A 17,041-nucleotide genomic window follows, 5' to 3' on the forward strand; every position below is an offset into this window, starting at 1 on the left:
CCGGACCAGGAAGCCGTCGGTGATGACGTCGCCCGGGACGGTGCCGACGAAGACCAGCAGGTCCGTCTCTTCGAGCAGGTCGTAGGTGGGCTTGGGCCGGCCGTAGCCGATTGGACCGACGTAGGACGGTGAACTGAACGGGATGTTGCCCTCGCAGCGCCATTCGGCGGCGGCGGGGATGTTGTGCTCCTCGAGCCACTGGGTCAGCAGGGTCGCGCCCTCCTGGGTCCAGTCGTTGCCGCCGGTGACGAAGAGCGGCTTCTTGGACTCTTCCAGCGCGGCCTTCAGCGCCTTCCAGTCGGTGACGCTCATGCCGCCCGGGGCGACGGGGATCGCCGGGTGCAGGGTCGCATCGACCTGTTCGCGGATGACGTCCTCGGGCAGGCCGACGACGACGGGGCCGGGGCGGCCGCTCATGGCCGCGAACATCGCCTCGGCGACGATCTCGGAGGCGCGCTCGGGGTGGTCGAGGACCATTACGCGCTTGGCGCCGGTGTCGAACCAGCCCTTGATGTCGAACTCCTGGAAGGCCTCGCGGTCGCGGTGCTCGAACGGGATCAGGCCCACGAAGAGCACCATCGGGGTCGAGTCCTGCCAGGCGGTGTGCAGGCCGACGTGCGCGTTGGCCGCCCCCGGGCCGCGGGTGACCATGGCGATGCCGGGAAGCTGGTTCATCTTGCCGTCGGCCTCGGCCATGTACGCGGCGCCGCCTTCGTGCCGGCAGACGACCGTCTCGATCGGGGACTCGTGCAGGCCGTCCAGCACGTCCAGGAAGCTTTCGCCCGGAACCACGTAGGTCCGCTCGACGCCGTGCGCCAGGAGCGTGTCGACAATGACATGCCCGGCCGACTTCATCAATGTGCCGGACGCCGGCAAGGCCTGGGCCTGCTCCGCTGCGGTCTGCGTCATTCTGCTGTCCTTCTTTCCCCGTTGAACCAAAGTACTTTTTGGGACGCGTCAATGTGCGGATGCATGATCAGCGTTCGCCCCGGTTGAGCAAAAGGTACAGCAATAAGCCGAACGAACGCCGCGGGACAGGACACAGTGCAGTAATGATTGTGAGCGGGGCCATACTACCCGCCGGTATTCCATCACGACGGCGGACTTCCGCGGCTTGCGCGCGCTGCCTTACCTTTCCAGCCGGAAACCCTCGGCCAGCGCGATCCGCAGCCCGCTGATTGCGGTGGGCACGATCTCCACGTAGGTGGTCTTCGCCGTCGATGTCCAAGGGTGCAGCGGCAGGGCCTCCGCCGTCGCCAGTTCCGCCTGCGTCTGCAGGATACGGGCGGTGCCCTTCACGACGACCGACCAGAGCGAATGCAGGGACCGGCCGTCCACCTCGAGCGCCACGCTGCTGTTCACCGTGGCGGCCGCGAGCTTTGTGCCCTGCGCCGTGCGGATGAGGAGGCGCCGATCGTGCGCCAGGAAGTTGACCGGATACAGCTCCGGGCGGTCCCTGACGCTGACCGCGAGCCGCCCCAGCATCGTGCCGATCAGCAGGTCCCAGCATTCCTCCTGGTCCAGCTCCAGCACGGGATTCTCCGGCCCGGGGAGTGGCGGCGGCGCCGCGGTCGGTTCAGGGTTAGGGAGTTTCGGCTCCGTGACACCGGCCATGAACGGCCGGCGATGCGGGCTCGTCGGATGCTGCTCGGACATGCCGGCTCCTCGCTGGGGTCCTCGGTCAGTAGCGTTCTTCGGGTCCGACCGCGATGCGCCGGCCGGTGATCTTGTCGGGGCTGAGTTCCAGGAAGGCGCTGTCCGGGGCGAGGATCCAGGCCCGCAGCTGGCGCTGCCGGACGGCCTCAAGTTCCTCCGGCCGATCGAGCTCCCTCACGGTGCCCTTGGCCATCACGCTCCAGACGGTGCCGGACTCCCGTCCGTCCGCCTCCAGCACGACGTGCCGGCCGGAGCGCCCGACGGCGGCGCGCACGTCCTGGGGGCCGTGCACCAGGAAGGCACTCCCATGGGTCCAGAAGTTGACCGGGAAGATGTCGGGCTCGTTGCGGTGGCTGAGGGCCAGCCGCCCCAGCTGCGCGCCCGCCAGCAGATCCCGGCATTCGGCCTCGGTCAGGACCTGCACGGGGTGCTCGGCATCCGGAATCCGCGGGAGGTCGTCCATGCCGCCACTCTGCCACGGAACTCCGCCTGCTGGGTAGGGCGGTGCTTCCGGCGAGGGCCGAAAGGATCCTGCCGGTCCCGCCCAGTGGAAGGGGAAGCTGGGTGGTGCGTGTGATGCACGCTACACTTCTGGGTTCATGAGCATGACGCCCAGGTCCCTGAAGTTCAGCACCACCGGCATCCCTGCCGCCAACCGCATGGAGCTGTGGGCACACCACAATGCAAAGGCGCTCATCTCGCTGGACATCCGCACGATGGACGAGGCTCCGCTGCGCGCGGCGGAGGTGAACCTGCATCTTCCGTCGCTGCAGTTCGCGCACGTCAAGGGCAGTCCGCAGGTCGTCGAGCGCAACGAAAAGTACATCCGGCAGAACCCCATGGATGTCGTCGCCGTGTTCTTCGCGCTGGAGGGCGAGGCTTTCTTCTACTATCAGGGCGGCCTCGAGGCGCTCCGCCCCGGCCAGGCCGTGATGTATGACGTGGACCGGCCGTTCATGCGCGGCTTCAGCAGCGGTGTGCGCGAAATGGTGCTGACCATCCCGCGCGAGGAATACCGCGGACTTTCCGGCGGCCGCGACCTGGTCCGGCCGAAGGTGTTCGACTTCAACCGGCAGGGCGCCGCGGACCTGCACATGCACGCCCTGGCGAAGCTCGTCAGCGGGACACTGCAGGACCCGGCCGCCAACCCGCAGTCGGCCGAGCACCGCGCGCTCGAGCTCCTGGGCCTGCTGGCCTCCGGCTGCCGCAGCGGCACTGGCGAGGGGTACCTGGCTGCCGCGAAGGCCTGCATCGAGGACCGCCTGGGCGATCCAGCCCTCAGTCCGGCCGTGGTGGCCGCCGCGGTGGGCGTCAGCGAACGCCACCTCGCCCGCGTCTTTGCCGCGGAAAACGGCGAGCCGCCCAGCCAGTACATCCTCGCCCGGCGGCTGGAGCTCGCCAGCAGCATCCTGGCCGATCCGAGCAGGAGCACGACGCCGGTCGGGGCCATAGCGGACCGGACCGGTTTCGCGTCCCAAAGCTACTTCAGCCGTGCCTTCAAGGCCCGGTTCGGCATGACCCCGCTGCAGGCGCGCAGGGCAGCCGGGACCCCGCCGTCGTAGTTTTTGCACTTGCCGGACGCGCTTTTTCACTCTCCCGCCGCATCCGCGTCCCGGCCACCCGCAGGCCGATGTGACTTGGAACACTCATGACTGCCGGAAGGACAACCGGCGGCATGAAGGAGAGTGACATGACCACCACCAACCAGTCGTCGCCCGATCCCCGCGGGCGGGCGGCCGGAACGCCGACGATCGATCCGCGGGAACTGCGCAACACCTTCGGCCAGTTCGCCACCGGTGTCACCGTGGTGACCTGCCGGTCCGCGGACGGCACACCGCACGGCGCCACCGTGAACGCGTTCACCGCGGTCTCGCTGGATCCGCCGCTGGCGCAGGTCACGCTGACCCGCAGTTCCAAGGCGGCCCAGTACCTGGAAGACGCTCCGTTCGCGGTCAACATCCTCTCGCAGGAGCAGTTGGACGTCGCCTGGCACTTCGCGGGCAGGGCCCTGCCGGACGAGCCGGCGTGGACGCTCGACGGCGAGGTACCGGTGCTGCTGGCGAACAAGGCCACCCTGGAGTGCCGGCCCTGGCGGATCTATGACGGCGGCGACCACATCATCGTGATCGGCGAGGTCCACAAGCTCGAGACCACCGAGCGGGACCCGCTGCTGTTCTTCGGCGGCAAGTTCCGCGAAATCGGGCCGCTGTCCGGACCCAGCCCGTGGCACCACTGCGGCGATTCGCTGGACGCGGGCTGGTTCTCCGGCGCCGATTCCTTCAAGATCCTGGTCAACGCCTGACCGGCAGACCGGGACCCTCCCCGAAGCCGGCGGCAGCCGGCCCCTCCACCCCGTACGGAAGGAAGCACCACCATGACTGAAACCCTCGAAACGCAGGAAACCGCCACAGGTTCCGACACCTTGGACATGAGCGCCCGGACCACGCCGGCCAACCCGCTCAAGCCGCAGACCGGCGACGAATACATCAACTCGCTCAAGGACGACCGGGAAGTCTGGATCTACGGCGAACGGGTCAAGGACGTCACCACGCACCCAGCCTTCCGCAACTCGATCCGCATGGTCGCGCGGCTCTACGACGGCTTCCACCAGCCGGAGACCGCGGACAAGCTGCTGGCTCCGACGGATACCGGGTCAGGCGGGCTGACGAATCCGTTCTTCAAGGCCGCCCGCAGCGTCGATGACCTGAAGGCCTCCCGCACAGCGATCGAGACCTGGGCCCGGATGTCCTACGGCTGGATGGGCCGGTCGCCCGATTACAAGGCGGCGTTCCTGGGAACCTTGGGCGGGATGCCGGACTTCTACGAGCCCTACCAGGACAACGCGACCCGCTGGTACAACGAGTCGCAGGAGAAGGTTCTGTACTGGAACCACGCGATCATCAACCCGCCGGTGGACCGCCACCTGCCGACCGACCAGGTGGGCGATGTGTTCATGAAGGTGGAGAAGGAGACGGACGCGGGCCTGGTCGTTTCCGGCGCGAAGGTGGTGGCGACCGGCTCGGCCATCACGCAGTACAACTTCATCGCGCACTACGGGCTGCCGATCAAGAAGAAGGAATTCGCGCTGATCTGCACGGTCCCGATGGACGCACCGGGCGTGAAGCTGATCTCCCGTGCGTCGTACTCCCACCAGGCTGCGGTGATGGGAACCCCGTTCGACTACCCGCTCTCAAGCAGGCTGGACGAGAACGACTCGGTGTTCGTGTTCGACAAGGTGCTCGTGCCGTGGGAGAACGTGTTCGCCTACGGGGACGTGGAAAAGGTCAACAACTTCCTCCCGCAGACCGGCTTCCTCAACCGGTTCACGTTCCAGGGCGTCATCCGGCTCGCCGTGAAGCTGGACTTCATCGCCGGCCTGCTGCTCAAGGCCCTGGAGATCGCCGGCACCAAGGACTTCCGCGGCGTGCAGTCGCGCGCCGGCGAGGTCATCGGCTGGCGCAACATGTTCTACGCCCTCGCCGACGCCATGGCGGCAAACCCGGACCAGGGCCCCAACGGCACCATCCTGCCCAAGCTCGACTACGGGCTCGCCTACCGCATGTTCATGGCGACCGGTTATCCGCGGATCAAGGAGATCATCGAACAGGACGTCGCCTCCGGCCTGATCTACCTGAACTCCTCCGCGCTGGACTTCAAGACCCCGGAGATCCGGCCCTATCTGGACAAGTACATCCGCGGGTCGCACGGTATCCAGGCCGTGGACCGGGTCAAGCTCATGAAGCTGCTCTGGGACGCGATCGGGACCGAGTTCGGCGGCCGGCATGAGCTCTACGAGCGCAACTACGCGGGCAACCACGAGAACGTGAAAGCCGAGATCCTGTTCGCCGCGCAGGCCCAGGGCCACACCGACATGATGACCGGCTTCGCGGACCAGTGCATGAGCGAGTACGACCTCGACGGCTGGACCGTCCCGGACCTCATCAACAACGACGACGTCAGCATCTTCCTCAAGAAACACTGACCTCGCGGTTGCCGGCACGAGGCAAAACCGCCCGCGGCCGGATCTGCTGTTTCGGGTGTCGGGCCGACGTGATGGACGGTATCGTAAGCAACCTGACTAATTGACGCATTTTGGTCAGGACCCCCACCGTCGAAGGAGAAGCAATGAGCACCAAGGTCGACAAGCGAATCCTCGTCAATGTTCCGGTCAGCACCGCCTACAACCAGTGGACGCAGTTCGAGGAATTCCCGCAGTTCATGGGCGGCGTCAAGAGCGTGACCCAGCTGAGCGACGATCGGCTGGAATGGGTTGCGGAAATCGCCGGCGTCAAGCGGCGCTGGGAGGCCAGGATCCTGGAACAGGTGCCGGACCGCAAGGTGGCCTGGGCCGCAACGGAAGGCGCCACCAATGCCGGCTCCGTGGAATTCGAGGATGTGGGCGGCGGCCAGACCTCGATCAGCCTGTCCCTCGAATACGAGCCCGAGGGCCTGGTCGAAAAGGTCGGCGACAAGCTGCATATCGTCGAGAAGCAGGCCGAGGGCGACCTCGAACGCTTCAAGGAGTTCATCGAGTCGGAGCGGTACGCCACCGGCGCCTGGCGCGGCTCCGTCAACGAAGGCGCGGCGGTCGGAACGCCCGGCACGGAAGCCGCCGCCTCCTCGCTGGGCGACTCGGGCAAGGCCGGCATCTCCGGCAAGGCCGCCGCCGCCGGCGTGGCAGCGGCGGGTGCGGCGGCCGCGGGCGTGGCGGCAGCGGCAGCAGCGGCGAAGAAGGACGACGACGAGACCGTGGTCATCACCGAGGAAGTACTGGCTCCGGCCGATACTGTCGTCACCGACGAAGTGCTGACTCCGCCCGACGCAGTCGTGGTGGAAACGGAGAGGACGGTCATCGAGGGCAACGATCCGGACCTCGAAGCCACGCGCGGGCACGTCGAGCGGGGCGACAACCTCAAGTAGGCCGGCCGGGCCCAGGCTGGTTGGCAGAGACGCTGCAGGCCCGCGGTTACGTAACCGCGGGCCTGCGGCGTCCCGCCTTGTTCAGATTCTCGCCTCGTGCGGAATCAGCGGCTTCCCGGCCCGCACCTTCATCTGCTGCACGGCCCAGGTGTTGCCGTCCGGGTCGCTGAAGCCGAAGAAGGTGCCCCCGTCCCGCGGGTCGATCACGGAGATTTCGCCGCAGTCGACGCCGCGGCCCAGCAGCTCCTCGCGGGCCGCCTCGGCGTCGGAAACCACCAGCTGCAGGCCGCGCAGCGAGCCTGGCGCCATGTCGCTCTGCCCCGGCAGGTTCCCGATGACGATCGAACAGCCCGAGCCGCGCGGAGTGAGCTGTGCGAAATCCATTTCCCCGTGCACCGTGTGGTGGTCCAGGGCGAAGCCCAGCTGGTCCCGGTAGAAACTGATGGCCCGTTCGATATCGCTCACGGGGACGATGACAACTTCGAGCGTCCAGTCCATGGAGGCTCCTTTCGGGCGGTTCAGCTGGCCTGCGCTAGGAGGGTGTCGAGTCGATCGTAGCCTTCGGTCATGCCACGCTCCATCCCTTCCTCCAGGTAGCGTTGCCGGGAATCCAGGTCGGGGAAGACGGAGCGCCCGGTGAGCCGCGACCGGCCGCCCGGCAGGTCCTCGAACCTGGTGTATTCGAGGGTGACGACGTCCGGCCACCCCTCGTATTCGAAGGTGTTGAGGATGAACTCGCCCTCCCGCACGTTGTGGACCGTGCCGCGGAAGGCGTACTCGACGCCGTCGTTCCCGTGCTGGACGAAGCGGAAGGATCCGCCCGTCCGATAGTCGTGCTCCTCGATCCGGGTGGTCAGGCCGTGCGGGCCGATCCACTGCAGGTACAGCTCCGGGTCGGTGTGCGCGCGGAAGACGGCGGCGGCGGGGGCGTCGAACTCGCGCTCGTATTCGGTGTAGGGCAGGCCCTCGGGATTCGTGACGGTCAGTGCGTTGCTCATGGTGTGCTCCTCTCCAATGTCCGGCCGGGCCGGGCGTGGGCGTCCTTATTTCAAGATGCCTGCTGCAATTCAAGACACCCGCTGCGCGGCGAGCAGTTCCTCCAGGCGCTCATACCCCTCGCTCATGCCGCCCTCCATGCCGGACTGCGCCATGCCGTCCCGCGCCTCGATGGTGGGGTAGACGGAGTGGCCGACCAGGCGGCAGCGCCCTTCGCCGAGGTCCTGGAAGGTCAGGAATTCGATGCTCACGACGTCCGGGTAGCCGCCGAACTCGAAGGTCTGGACGGCAAACTCGTTTTCGCGCACCGTGTGGAAGATCCCGCCGAAGGTGTACGGCGTCCCGGGCGGATCCGTGTGGATGTAGCGGTAGCTGCCTCCGGTCCGGAAGTCGTAGTGCTCCACCTCCATGTGCAGGCCGCGCGGCCCGAGCCACTGCTTGAGCAGGGCCGGATCCTTGTGCGCGCGGAAGACATCGGCCACGGGAAAGTCGAAATCGCGCTCGTAGTCGATGAAGGGCAGGTGTGACGGGAGATCGAGTTTCAGGTCATTGCTCATGGTCATTCCTTGGGTCGCGGACCGCCGGCGGCGGCCTGGGAGCGAAGGACGGCATCGAGGCTCCTGAACTGCGCCTCGCGGACCAGCCGGTACTGGTCGATCCACGACGTCAGGGCCTCCAGCCGCGCGGGATTCAGGTGGACGGGCCGGCGCTGTGCCTCGCGGGTGCGGGTTACCAACTGCGCCTGCTCGAGGACCTGGATGTGCTTGGAAACCGCCTGCTTGGTGATCTCAAACGGTTCCGCCAGTTCGTTGACCGTTGCGGGCCCCCGGCTGAGCCGGGCGATGATGCGGCGGCGGACCGGGTCGGCCAGGGCCATGAAGGCCAGGTCGAGGATGCCGTCGTCCGTATCCATTAGTCAACTTCCTCATTTATCAACCACTTGGTTGACAACGAATCTACTCCCGCGCACCGCATTGGTCAAGAGGCGTGACGGCGGATTTTCGCCCGGATGCGAGGGGCAGATTGCGGGTGGTGCTACGCCGCGGAGGGGAGGAAGCTGGGGGTTGTTGGAACGAACGGCAGGCACTGGCCAGCGAAGGAGTCTTGAGCATGTTGTCCGATACTTCCACCCCCGTCATCAAGGCGACCCTCCCCGTGGTGGGGGAGAACATCCAGGAGATCGCCCAGCGCTTCTACCAGCACATGTTCGGCGAGCATCCGGACCTGCTGGACGGGCTGTTCAACCGCGGCAACCAGGCGGACGGCCGGCAGCAGCAGGCGCTCGCGGGATCGATCGCCGCCTTTGCCACGACGCTGATCGAGAACCCGGACGACCTGCCGGACCACCTGCTGTCGCGGATCGCGCACAAGCACGTGTCGCTCGGCCTGCGGCCGGACCAGTACCAGATCGTCCACGACAACCTGATGTGGGCCATCGTCGACGTGCTGGGCGAGGCGGTGACCGAACCCGTGGCGAACGCCTGGGACGAGGTCTACTGGCTCATGGCCAACCTGCTGATCAACAAGGAACGCGGGCTCTACGACGCGGTCCACCTGCAGCCGGACACGGTCTGGCGGACCTGGCGGGTGGCGGAACGGATCGAAGAGACCGCCGACGTCGTGACGTTCGTGGTGGAGCGGACGGACGACCGGCCGGTCAAGCCGTCGCTGCCCGGACAGTACGTGACGCTCAAGCAGCTGATGCCGGACGGCGTGCACCAGCCTCGGCAGTACAGCCTGACCCGGGCCGACGACGGCGAGCACCGGCAGTTCGCGGTCAAGCGGGTGCACGAATCCGGCAAGCCCGACGGCGAGGTCTCGACCCTGCTGCACCGGGACATCAAAGTCGGCGACGAGCTGGTGCTCTCGGCGCCCTTCGGAGATGTCGTGCTCGAGTACTCGGACCGGCCGATCGTGCTGGCCAGCGCCGGCATCGGCATCACGCCGATGGCCGGAATGCTCTCGCACCTGGTCAAGGACGGCTCGACCCGGACCACGGTGCTGTTCCACGCCGACCACTCCGAGGAGACGTTCGCGCTACGCAACCAGGTCACCGAGGACCTCGCGAAGCTCCAGTACGGCTCGATGGCGGTCTGGTACGAAGAACCGGGCCACCGGACGCAGGAAGTCGAGGGCGTCAATGTCGGCTACATGGACCTCACCGACACCGAACTGCCGGCGGACGCCGAGTTCTACCTCTGCGGCCCGCTGGTCTTCATGAAGGCCGTCCGCACCGCCCTCATCGCCCGCGGCATCCCGGCGAAGGACATCCAGTACGAAGTGTTCGGCCCGGACCTCTGGCTGGCCGACTTCGAATAGGAACACCCCGGCCCGCACTTCCGGATCGGGTGTTCAGCCGATGCCCGTTCTTGGCCGGAAGGGGCATCAGCCGCCCACTCGATCCGGGAGGGAGGGCGGGTCGAAGATCCAGGCTTCCCGCGGAAGCCGGGCCGGATCGAAGGACGGCAGCGCGTCCGCCAGCGTTCCCCGCGGGAGGCCGAGCGAGGCCAGGATGAGGTGCCGCACGTCCTCGGCGCCGAACCCGGCCAGGGCCAGGGCTGCGAGGGTGACGGCGCCGTCGCGTTTGGCCAGCCGCCGGTGGTGGTCATTCAGCGCCAGCGGGACATGCGCGTAGTGCGGGCGCGGCAGGCCCAGCAGCGAGGCGAGGTAGGCCTGGCGCGGGGCGGAACTGAGCAGGTCGTCCCCGCGCACGACCTGGTCGATGCCCTGGTCGGCATCGTCGACGACCACGGCGAGGTTGTAGGCGGGGACGCCGTCGTTTCGCAGCAGGACGAAGTCGTCCACGGTCCCGGTGAAGTCTCCGTGCAGCTCGTCGGCCACGGTGTATTCGGTGACCGAAGCCCTCAGCCGCAGCGCCGCGGGACGTTCCTGCCGCCGTCGTTCCCGTTCGCCGTCCGTGAGGTTGCGGCACGTTCCGGGGTAGGCGCCCGCGGGCGCATGCGGAGCGCTCGGGGCTTCGGAGATTTCCCGGCGGGTGCAGAAGCATTCGTACACCAGTCCGGCCTCTGCCAGCTGCACGATGGCGCGTCTGTAAAGGGGCCTGCGGTCCCTCTGGCGGGCCACGCCGTCGTCCCAGTCGAGACCGACGGCGGCGAGGTCGGCCAGCTGTGTCGCTTCGGCTCCCGCGCGGGCACGGTCCAGGTCTTCTATCCGGAGCAGGAAACGGCGGCCGGTGCTGCGGGCGAACAGCCAGGCGAGTACGGCGGTGCGCAGGTTCCCCACATGCAGGTCGCCCGAAGGGCTGGGGGCGAAGCGGCCGGCGCCGCGTGGAGTCTGGGGCACGGTCACCAGTCTACAAAGCGGCTTCCGGTGCCTGTGGCGGACGGCGCGGTAGCACTTGAGGCGGGTGCCGGGACTTAAGGCCCTCCCCGCCGTCACTGATCCGTTACATGCTTAAACGACGTGACAAGGACCGGTCGAGGCGTGGGGCGGCTGGTCCATCCTTAGCGCGAATTTGGACTCATCATTGGAGCGAAGATGCCCTTCCTGAAAACCCGCCCGTCGCAGTCCGGACCGATCCGCCTGGCAACCCCACAGCGTCCGTTTTGTGAGGCCTGCGGTAGCGATGAATTCCTGGTCTACGAGGAGTTTGTTCCGGCCCGAGTGCTGGCGGCCGGCACCGCCAAGCCGGCCGAGGCCAGCTATACCTGCATCGAATGCGGCCAGTTTTCCGCCCACGCGGTCCCGGACGGCTGGGAACCGCCCGGCTGGTTCTGGTACGCCTGAGCGCGGCCGCGCCGGTCATCGGGCAACGTTTGCGAGACCGTCCGGGTAGGCGCTTTTGCCCTTGCGGGGCTTCCAGCGGGCTGGAAGTCTTGACCCTGTGCGGCTGAACCGCACTGTCCTGACGTGAGGAGCTACAAATGAATGAAGTGTTCAAACGGCCCTCTTTCGACCTGCGGCGCTCGCCCTTCGAAATGATGGAGCCATTGCGCCGCATGTTCGAAGGGGACTTGGAATCCTCTTCCATCCGGGTTGAGGAACTGGTGGACGGGAACACCCTGGTGGTCCGTGCTGAGCTTCCGGGCATCGATCCGGAGCAGGATGTCGATATTTCCGTCGCGGAGGAGCACCTGCACATCCGCGCGCAGCGGCAGGAGCGGACCGAGGAGAAGGGCAAGGACCGCTACCGGTCCGAATTCCGGTACGGCTCGTTCTCGCGCAGCATCCCGCTGCCCAAGGGCGTGAAGAACGACGACATCTCGGCCACCTACCGCGACGGCGTGCTGGAAGTCCGTGCGCCGCTGCCGGCCGAAACGGAGCAGGAACCGGCCCGCAAGATCCACATCACCCGCGGCTAGCGGGCCGCCCGGCGGCACGGCCGGCCCGGCACCCGGGAAGGCGTATGTCCGGACCGGCGGGCCGGCCGGCCGCACCGGCCCTATACGTCACAAAGACGGCACTCATTAGCCGGCCGGGGCGGGCCTATGCTGGCTGGAAGGGCCTGGCCCGCCCGCAACAGCACGGAGGCAGTGAACATGACTGTGAACACCAGCGTTGCCGACTGCAGCGTGACCCGATGCTCCTTCAACGACCATGACAACTGCGCGGCGCCGGCAATCACGGTTGGCGGCGGCGAAGACCACGCTGCGTGCGCCACCTTCGTCGACATCGGCAAGCATGGCGGCCTGCCCAAGGTGCTGGCCACGGTCGGCGCGTGCCAGCGGGCCGAATGCACGCACAACGACCATCTGCTCTGCCAGGCGCCGCAGGTACATGTCGGTCCCGGAGCGGACAATGCGGACTGCCTGACGTACGAACACCGGCGCTGACCCGCCGCCTGGCTCGAGCACACAGTCCGCGTGGCCCCGGGGACACAGTCCGCGCGGCTTCACCTGATCATCCCGCTGGCCCGGCCCGCCAGCTGCGGCCGGGCCGGCGGCACTCGCGCGCAGGAGCAGCGGTGGTGCCTCGCGTCAGTGCCGGTGACGCACGTGGGCGCGGAACCAATCAGCGCCGGAAACCATCAGCCCGGCGCAGAAGGCGATGATGCCGAGCATCGCCAGCAGCAGCGAGTTGCCGGCGATCCCCACGAAGAGCAGCAGCGCGCCGGCCAGAGCCACGAGGATACCGGCCCCGATGGTGAATCCAAAGAACCTGATTCCGTTCCCGGAGAGGGATTTGGCGAGGCGCGGATCTTCCTCTTCCAGCTGGCGCCCAAGCTTGGCCAGCCGTTGTTGTTCTTCGTCCGACAGGGACATGTCGACCTCCCAGGAGCAGCGTTGCGCCGTACCTCTAAATGTACGCTTCCTGCGTGCGCTCCGTGCATGAAATTCCGCGGCTCCTTGGCAGCGGTCCGGATCGTTATGCGCGGGCGTCCGGACAGGCGGCGGAAGGTAACGGGACCTTCATACCTTGTCTGGGGTCACGTCGAACGGCAAGATGGTCAAGGATGGCGCCCAGCACCCGGCAGGGGTCAGTGGGGGAGCCGGGAAGCGGCGCCGCGGGGAGGGAGAGGCATAAATTCGTGAAGCTTGCATCGGAGCAGGCCGCAGGCAATGGCACCAAACGGCTGCGGATCTTCATCCTGGACGACCATGAGGTGGTTCGGAGGGGCCTGCAGGACCTGCTGGAGGGCGAAGGTTTCGAGATTGTCGGCCAGAGCGGTTCCGCACGGGAAGCCACCAAGATGATTCCCGCGCTGCACCCGGATGTGGCCGTGCTCGATGTCCGTCTTCCGGACGGCACGGGGATCGAGGTCTGTCGGGACGTCCGTTCCATTGACCCGTCGCTGCGCTGCCTGATCCTGACCAGTTACGACGACGAGCGGTCCCTGCGCAGCGCCGTCCTCGCCGGCGCGGTTGGGTACGTCCTCAAGCAGATCAGCGGCAACGACCTGGTGGCCGCCCTGCGGCGCGCCGCAGCCGGCGAGACGCTGTTCGATCCGGGCATCGAGTCCCGCGTGGTCGAAGGCATGACGAAGCCGGGGGCCGTCGACCCCCGCATGGAGGACCTCAGCCCCCAGGAGCAGCGGATCCTTGGCCTGATCGGCCAGGGGCTGACCAATAAGCAGATCAGCGAGGAAATGTTCCTCGCGGAGAAGACCGTGAAGAACTACGTCTCCTCCGTCCTGGCCAAACTCGGTTTCGAGCGCCGGACCCAGGCCGCGGTCTATGTGGCCAAGCAAGGAGCCGACGGGGGCGATCCGGGGCGCTTGCACGAGCACTAGGGCAGGGGCACCTGCCACCGAACGAGGGTTCCCCGGCCGGGTCCGCTGGCCAGTTCGAGGGAGCCGCCCAGCAGGACGGCCCGCTGCTCCATGTTGGCGAGGCCGCTGCTGTGGAATTCGCCCCTGATGCCGCGTCCGTTGTCATGGACCGCTAACTCCAGCGACGCCGGTTCGCCGGCTTCTTCGTGGACAGTAACCGCCACATCGATGGCGCTGGCCTTGGCATGCCGGATGGCGTTGCTCAGGGCCTCTATCAGCACGGCCAGCAGGTGGCTGGCCACTTCCGGGGGCACCGGCCCGTCGACGCGCCCTTCCATCCGGACCCGCGGCGAGAACGGGACGAATTCCACGGTGTTCTGGACGGTTTGGAGGATCCTGCTGCTCAGCAGTTCCCCCGCCCCGGGCGGCTTGAGCGAGTAGATGGTGTCCCGCAGCTGCCGGATCGTGTCATCCAGGTCGCCAGCAAGGGCACTGATCCTGTCCTGGACGGGCTGTGCGGCCGAGTAGCGGCGCAGGCTCTGCAGGTTCAGGCCCGCGGCAAAGAGCCGCTGGATGACCAGGTCATGCAGGTCCCGGGCGATCCGGTCACGGTCCTCGAAGACCACCAAATCCTCCCGCATGCGCTGGCCGCGCGCAGAGTCCAAGGCCAGCGCGGCGTGGGTGCAGTACACCGTGCTCATCTTATGGTCGACGGCGGGAACGGGTCCCGTGTTGCGGATACGGCCGAGGATCAGCAGGCCCTTTGGCCCTTCCTGCGGGCAGATCGGAGTGAGTAACAGCGGCCCCAGTTTCGCGCCAAGCTCCTCCCCGAGGAAGCCGGTGCCGTCTTTGAGGACCGTCGGCTCCTCGAGGTCCCAAAGGGTCGAGAGGATCGGCGATGGAAGGTCGATGTTCCCGGCCCGGGTTCCTCCCAGCTCCTCGCCCCCGACGGCGGCGAGGAGGAGCCTGCCGGCATCTTCCGACGGGAAGCCGACGGCGGCCCAGGCCCAGTCCGGGACGGTCAGGGCATTGCGGGCGATGATGTCGGCCGTCTCGGGGATCCTCGACGAGATGGCGGCACCGACGGCCATGGAGGCCTCGAGCCACTGCTCGCGGCGTTCCGATTCGGTGAACAGCCGCGCATTGTTGACCGCAACGCCGGCGGCCGCGGCCAAGGCGACCACGAGTTCCTCATCCTCATGGGTGAAGTCGCCGCCGCCGCGTTTCTCGGTCAGGTACAGGTTGCCGATGACTCTCCCGGAGACGCGGATCGGCACGCCCAGGAACGACTGCATCGGCGGATGGTTCGGGGGGAAGCCATAGGAATCCGGGTGCTTGCCCAGATCATGCATCCTGATCGGCTTCGGGTCGCGGATCAACAAGCCCAGCACGCCGTGCCCGACGGGGAGGGGCCCGATCCGGTCGATCTGCTCCTGGGTCATGCCGACCGTAATGAAGTTCTCCAGGAACGGGCCGCCGCTGGAGACCACCCCCAATGCGCCGTACCGCGCATCCACCAGGGTGCATGCGGCCTGCACCACCTGTTCCAGGATCGACCCAAGGCTGTGATTTTCCGCGATGGAGACAATGGCCGAAATCAATTCCTGGATGTGGTGTTCCGCGCGGGCCAGATCGTTCGGGTCCCGCACCCTCCATGGCGCCATGTTCCACCTCCTGTGGCTGAACGACAGACGTTCGATAGCACCCAGGACCGCCGTCGCTACTGGCAGGCTAGCAGAGCGGAGGCGGGACCTTCAGCCCTATTGAGCGATTCCGATACGCGGCATGCTGGAATTCGGGCGCGCCCGACGGTCCAGCAGGAGGGGGGTCTGCAGGACCAGCCGGTAAGGGTCAATGGGGACAATGACCGGTGAGGGCGTGCCCGATATTTTTTAACGCGCCGGATATTTTAAAGGATCCGCTCCGAAGGTCTGTGCCCGGGCTGCCCGCGCCGGAGGCTCAGTTCTGCCCGGGGCGGGGATGCCGCGGCGGCACCAAGGGGCCGGGCTCGGGTACCGGCAGCGGTCCGGGGCCAGGACCGGGCGGGGGCGGCGGCGGTTCCCGCCCGGGAGTGCCGGGTCCGGGCCCCGGGTCCGGAAAGGGGCCGGGTTCAACCGGGTCCGGTCCCGGGTTCGGGAAGGGCTCGGGTTCAACGGGCTCCGGTCCGCCCGGCGGCGGCTGCGGCGAGGTGGGGTCCGGGCTGGGCTCGGGCGGCGGCTGGGGGATGGTCATGTGCGGCCCCTTGACTCTGGGATGGCCGGTTGGGGGATGGTTCGGGCCTCGGGGCCCGCGTGCTGTCAGGATACGCCGCATGCCAAAGGCCGGACAATCATGCTGGGGCGGGCCGGCGGAGCTCCGTCCGCCACCAGTTCACCGTCTCGGCGGCGGCGTCGGCCAGCGGCGTTGGCGTGAGCCCGAGCAGTGCCTGTGTGTGGCGTGATTCCAGCACGAACGGCTCCTCGAATTGATAGAGGGTTTCTGCCAGTTCGCGCAGGTCGGGAAGCGCGGTTCCCAGGGTGCGGATCAACCAGCCCGGCAGCGAACCTACCCTCGGCGCCGCGACGCCGGCTGCATCGGCGAAGACCCGGACGAGGCCTTCCTGTGTCACGGCCGGGCCGGTCGGCGCATGCAGTACCGAGTTCCACACCTTCGGCTGCTGCGCGGCGCAGATCATCGCCGCGGCCAGGTCCGGGACATACGTGAACGAGTGCGGCACGTCGGGCCGGCCCATGACACGGACGGTCCTCCCCGCGAGGACGGCCGGGACCATACGCTCGCCGGCATGGGCGTTGCGCACCCGCGGACCGAAGAAGTCGGAGGCGGCCACGCTGACGCTCGGAGTGCCAGAGGCCTCCCGGGCCTGGAGCAATTGCGTGCGGATGCCGCGCTTGCCGCCGGCGGCGGCCCGCGAACCGCTTTCCGCCATGCCCGGTTGCGGGCGGTCATAGGAGTAGAGGCTTTCCGGGAAAACGACGACGGCGCCCGCTGCGCCGGCCGCGCCAAGCACCGCCTGCTCGGCAGCGGGCAATTCCGCCGCCCAGGCGCGCGCGCTGTAGGCGCTGCCGTGGGTGCAGTGGAAAACGGCGGCTGCGCCATCGAACTCGGCTTCGAGCAGATCGGCCTGCGAGACGTCGACGGCTCGCCGCTCGACCAGTGGATGTTCCGGGCCGGAGCCCGAACGGGTCAGCACGCGGACCTGGTGGCCCTGCGCGGCCAGCTGTTCAGCGATGGTCCAGCCGACCGGTCCTGCTCCTGTGACGATCTGTAGCTGCCGCATGGGGTCTTCCTGTTCCGTGGAGG

Annotated in this window: 20 protein-coding genes; 9 read left to right on the forward strand and 11 right to left on the reverse strand. The window is 67.6% G+C overall.

Features of this window, described 5'->3' with window-relative positions; translation table 11 throughout:
• The 3 genes from WFH44_RS00005 to WFH44_RS00015 all read right to left on the reverse strand — a co-directional run.
• The coding region (locus WFH44_RS00005; RefSeq protein WP_336710697.1) for a thiamine pyrophosphate-binding protein at nucleotides 1–909 on the reverse strand (909 nt) is incomplete at its 3' end.
• 219 nt (nucleotides 910–1,128) lie between these two features.
• Nucleotides 1,129–1,656: a pyridoxamine 5'-phosphate oxidase family protein gene (locus WFH44_RS00010; protein ID WP_336710699.1), complete on the reverse strand. Its 528-nt coding sequence runs from the start codon at nucleotides 1,654–1,656 to the stop codon at nucleotides 1,129–1,131.
• 25 nt (nucleotides 1,657–1,681) lie between these two features.
• A complete protein-coding gene (locus tag WFH44_RS00015) occupies nucleotides 1,682–2,119 on the reverse strand; it encodes a pyridoxamine 5'-phosphate oxidase family protein (RefSeq protein ID WP_336710701.1) in 438 nt (145 codons plus the stop codon).
• Between the two features lie 136 nt (nucleotides 2,120–2,255).
• Between WFH44_RS00015 and WFH44_RS00020 the strand changes: the two genes are divergently transcribed.
• The 4 genes from WFH44_RS00020 to WFH44_RS00035 all read left to right on the forward strand — a co-directional run bounded on the left by WFH44_RS00020 (nucleotide 2,256) and on the right by WFH44_RS00035 (nucleotide 6,576).
• Entirely contained in the window at nucleotides 2,256–3,218 is a 963-nt protein-coding gene (locus WFH44_RS00020) for an AraC family transcriptional regulator (protein WP_336710703.1), read from the forward strand.
• Nucleotides 3,219–3,346: 128 nt separating this feature from the next.
• A complete protein-coding gene (locus WFH44_RS00025) occupies nucleotides 3,347–3,958 on the forward strand; it encodes a flavin reductase family protein (RefSeq protein WP_336710705.1) in 612 nt (203 codons plus the stop codon).
• A gap of 72 nt (nucleotides 3,959–4,030) precedes the next feature.
• Nucleotides 4,031–5,638, forward strand: a complete 1,608-nt coding sequence (locus WFH44_RS00030; RefSeq protein ID WP_336710707.1) for a 4-hydroxyphenylacetate 3-hydroxylase family protein — start codon at nucleotides 4,031–4,033, stop codon at nucleotides 5,636–5,638.
• Between the two features lie 143 nt (nucleotides 5,639–5,781).
• Entirely contained in the window at nucleotides 5,782–6,576 is a 795-nt protein-coding gene (locus WFH44_RS00035; RefSeq protein ID WP_336710709.1) for an SRPBCC family protein, read from the forward strand.
• A gap of 81 nt (nucleotides 6,577–6,657) precedes the next feature.
• Here the strand turns inward: WFH44_RS00035 and WFH44_RS00040 are convergent, their stop codons facing one another.
• The 4 genes from WFH44_RS00040 to WFH44_RS00055 form a co-directional block, all read right to left on the reverse strand.
• Nucleotides 6,658–7,074, reverse strand: coding sequence for a VOC family protein (locus WFH44_RS00040; protein ID WP_336710711.1), 417 nt, complete (start codon nucleotides 7,072–7,074; stop codon nucleotides 6,658–6,660).
• 20 nt (nucleotides 7,075–7,094) lie between these two features.
• Nucleotides 7,095–7,574, reverse strand: a complete 480-nt coding sequence (locus WFH44_RS00045; protein WP_336710713.1) for an SRPBCC family protein — start codon at nucleotides 7,572–7,574, stop codon at nucleotides 7,095–7,097.
• 69 nt (nucleotides 7,575–7,643) lie between these two features.
• A complete protein-coding gene (locus WFH44_RS00050) occupies nucleotides 7,644–8,129 on the reverse strand; it encodes an SRPBCC family protein (RefSeq protein ID WP_336710715.1) in 486 nt (161 codons plus the stop codon).
• A gap of 2 nt (nucleotides 8,130–8,131) precedes the next feature.
• The gene (locus tag WFH44_RS00055) at nucleotides 8,132–8,485 is read right to left on the reverse strand and encodes an ArsR/SmtB family transcription factor (protein WP_336710716.1); all 354 of its coding nucleotides are present in this window, start codon (nucleotides 8,483–8,485) and stop codon (nucleotides 8,132–8,134) included.
• Nucleotides 8,486–8,682: 197 nt separating this feature from the next.
• Here WFH44_RS00055 and WFH44_RS00060 point away from each other — a divergent pair, with 197 nt between their 5' ends.
• Complete coding sequence (locus WFH44_RS00060) at nucleotides 8,683–9,891, forward strand: globin domain-containing protein (protein WP_336710718.1); 1,209 nt, start codon at nucleotides 8,683–8,685, stop codon at nucleotides 9,889–9,891.
• Nucleotides 9,892–9,957: 66 nt separating this feature from the next.
• Here WFH44_RS00060 and gluQRS read toward each other — a convergent pair whose 3' ends face one another.
• A complete protein-coding gene (gene gluQRS / locus WFH44_RS00065; protein ID WP_336710720.1) occupies nucleotides 9,958–10,875 on the reverse strand; it encodes a tRNA glutamyl-Q(34) synthetase GluQRS in 918 nt (305 codons plus the stop codon).
• A gap of 195 nt (nucleotides 10,876–11,070) precedes the next feature.
• On the opposite strand from gluQRS, the gene WFH44_RS00070 reads away from it, so the two are divergent.
• The 3 genes from WFH44_RS00070 to WFH44_RS00080 all read left to right on the forward strand — a co-directional run bounded on the left by WFH44_RS00070 (nucleotide 11,071) and on the right by WFH44_RS00080 (nucleotide 12,365).
• The gene (locus WFH44_RS00070) at nucleotides 11,071–11,319 is read left to right on the forward strand and encodes a hypothetical protein (RefSeq protein WP_336710722.1); all 249 of its coding nucleotides are present in this window, start codon (nucleotides 11,071–11,073) and stop codon (nucleotides 11,317–11,319) included.
• A gap of 137 nt (nucleotides 11,320–11,456) precedes the next feature.
• A complete protein-coding gene (locus WFH44_RS00075) occupies nucleotides 11,457–11,894 on the forward strand; it encodes an Hsp20/alpha crystallin family protein (RefSeq protein WP_336710724.1) in 438 nt (145 codons plus the stop codon).
• Between the two features lie 183 nt (nucleotides 11,895–12,077).
• A complete protein-coding gene (locus WFH44_RS00080) occupies nucleotides 12,078–12,365 on the forward strand; it encodes a DUF1540 domain-containing protein (RefSeq protein ID WP_336711768.1) in 288 nt (95 codons plus the stop codon).
• Nucleotides 12,366–12,509: 144 nt separating this feature from the next.
• Here the strand turns inward: WFH44_RS00080 and WFH44_RS00085 are convergent, their stop codons facing one another.
• The gene (locus WFH44_RS00085) at nucleotides 12,510–12,794 is read right to left on the reverse strand and encodes a DUF3040 domain-containing protein (RefSeq protein ID WP_336710726.1); all 285 of its coding nucleotides are present in this window, start codon (nucleotides 12,792–12,794) and stop codon (nucleotides 12,510–12,512) included.
• A 266-nt stretch (nucleotides 12,795–13,060) separates the two neighbouring features.
• Here WFH44_RS00085 and WFH44_RS00090 point away from each other — a divergent pair, with 266 nt between their 5' ends.
• Nucleotides 13,061–13,762: a response regulator transcription factor gene (locus WFH44_RS00090; protein WP_336710728.1), complete on the forward strand. Its 702-nt coding sequence runs from the start codon at nucleotides 13,061–13,063 to the stop codon at nucleotides 13,760–13,762.
• Here the strand turns inward: WFH44_RS00090 and WFH44_RS00095 are convergent.
• Together WFH44_RS00095 and WFH44_RS00100 are read right to left on the reverse strand one after the other, a co-directional pair.
• Nucleotides 13,759–15,405, reverse strand: a complete 1,647-nt coding sequence (locus WFH44_RS00095) for a GAF domain-containing sensor histidine kinase (protein ID WP_336710730.1) — start codon at nucleotides 15,403–15,405, stop codon at nucleotides 13,759–13,761. The genes WFH44_RS00090 and WFH44_RS00095 overlap by 4 nt on opposite strands.
• Before the next feature lie 665 nt (nucleotides 15,406–16,070).
• On the reverse strand, nucleotides 16,071–17,018 hold the full coding sequence (locus tag WFH44_RS00100; protein WP_336710732.1) for an NAD-dependent epimerase/dehydratase family protein: 948 nt from the start codon (nucleotides 17,016–17,018) through the stop codon (nucleotides 16,071–16,073).
• Between the last annotated feature and the right edge of the window lie 23 nt (nucleotides 17,019–17,041).

It is taken from the genome of Arthrobacter sp. USHLN218, assembly GCF_037144715.1.
GTDB lineage: Bacteria > Actinomycetota > Actinomycetes > Actinomycetales > Micrococcaceae > Crystallibacter.